We start from the raw sequence: 1,869 nt of genomic DNA on the forward strand, positions 1-1,869 counted from the left end.
AGGGTCTTTTATAGTGAGTAATGTTCGTATATCATGAGTCCTGGCACAGAGTCCTTTCTATTTTAGTTACCACTTTTAATAGATTGGACTTCTGTGTTTTTATGTAGCAAAAAATAGGGTGGAAGGAAGTGTTTTTCTTCCATCCACCCTATTTATTATAGAACTTTAAAAGCAGAGTAGGAAAGCAGAGCCAAGTAAAATAATGGATTGTGTAATTGAAATAAATTGGATATGAATTCAAAGCTTTGTTGTAAATACACTAATAAAAGTATATAATATAAGTGTAAATGCAACAAGGAGATGAATATAATGAATCATAGAAAGCAAATTGAAAGACATCTTAAAAAGTCAGGTGGTATTATAACATCTACTTATTGCAGAGAAAATAATATACCTACAGTATATTTAAGTAGACTAGTAAAAGAAGGAAAATTGTTTAGAGTTCAAAAAGGAATATATATTACTAAAGATGGTGATTATGATGATTACTATTTTTTTCAATATCAGTATAAAAAGGCAATATTTTCCTATGAGACAGCTTTGTTTATACTTGGAGTAACGGACAAAATTCCATGGATAATGGATGTTACAGTTTACAATGGCTATAAATTTAATGAAAAGCAAGATACACTTAATGTTAATTATGTAAAAAAATCTATTTATGACTTAGGCATTATCCAGAAAAAGACAATGTTTGGAAATACTGTTAATGTTTATTCCTACGAAAGAACACTTTGTGATTTTATTTCTAACAAAGAAAAAATGGATGTTGAAGTTTATGTAAAACTCATTCGTTCATATTCTAAATATAAGGATAAGGATATACATTCTCTTTATGAAATAGCAAGAAAAATGGGAATAGAAGATAAAGTAAAGGAAGTTATGGAGGTGGTATATGAATAAAGCAAAACTAACCGCTATTTGTCACAAGATAAGCAAAGAAACTGGACTTCCATTTAATTCAGTAATGCTATATTATTTTTTGGAAAGCATATTAAAAAAATTATCACAGAGTAAATATCATGAAAACTTTGTTTTTAAAGGAGGTTTTCTTCTATCTAATGTAGTAGGTATAGATTCAAGAAGTACAGTAGATATAGACTTTCTTTTGAGAAATATGCACTTATCAGAAGAAAATATATTAAAAATATTACAAGAAGCACTGGAAACAAAATCTTCAGATGATATATTCTATAAAACACATGGAATAAGTACAATTAAGGAAGATGACCAGTATGGAGGGTTTCGTGTAAGTATACTTTGTAGAATGGAGAATATAAGACAAATCGTACCTCTTGATATTGCAACAGGAGATGTTATTACACCCTATCCCATAGACTATAAATATATAAGTGCTTTTGGACAAAAAGATATTTTAATTAAAGCTTATCCCATAGAAACAATATTAGCAGAAAAAATTTAAACAATTTATTCAAGAGGATTTTTAAATAGCAGAAGAAAGGATTATTATGATCTTTATATAATTTATAAATTAAAAGATAAGGAAATAGAGATTGATATATTAAAAGAGGCTTGTATTCAAACATTTAACTATAGAAAAACGGAATTTGATACAGATAAAATCATCAGTCTAATGGAAATGTTAAAAGCAGATGAAGCTTTTTTAAAAAGGTGGCAAGCGTATTCGAAGAAAAATCTCTACGCTAGAGACATAAAGTTTGAAGATGCCATAGATAATGGAATAAATATTATAGAAAAAATATAAAATCAGTAGAGCTATGAAAAGATGAGAGATTGAAGATTTAAGGCTCTATGTCAAATAAGGTTGATGCTATCCAAGGAGATTAAGCCACTAACGGTTGCTTGGTCTCCTTTTCTTTTCTTCCTGACACATATAATCTTGATATT

At 28.2% G+C, this 1,869-nt stretch carries 1 protein-coding gene and 1 pseudogene; both read left to right on the plus strand.

Annotated features, from left to right (window positions below; genetic code table 11):
- Positions 1–309 precede the first annotated feature (309 nt).
- Positions 310–903 (plus strand): type IV toxin-antitoxin system AbiEi family antitoxin domain-containing protein, encoded by a 594-nt coding sequence (locus ACQV2S_RS08695; protein WP_428874601.1) that lies wholly within the window; start codon positions 310–312, stop codon positions 901–903.
- A pseudogene (locus ACQV2S_RS08700) lies at positions 896–1,726 on the plus strand (nucleotidyl transferase AbiEii/AbiGii toxin family protein). The gene ACQV2S_RS08695 and the pseudogene ACQV2S_RS08700 overlap by 8 nt, the downstream one beginning before the upstream one ends.
- Positions 1,727–1,869 lie beyond the last annotated feature (143 nt).

The organism is Facklamia sp. P13064 (assembly GCF_050409425.1).
Lineage (GTDB): Bacteria > Bacillota > Bacilli > Lactobacillales > Aerococcaceae > Facklamia.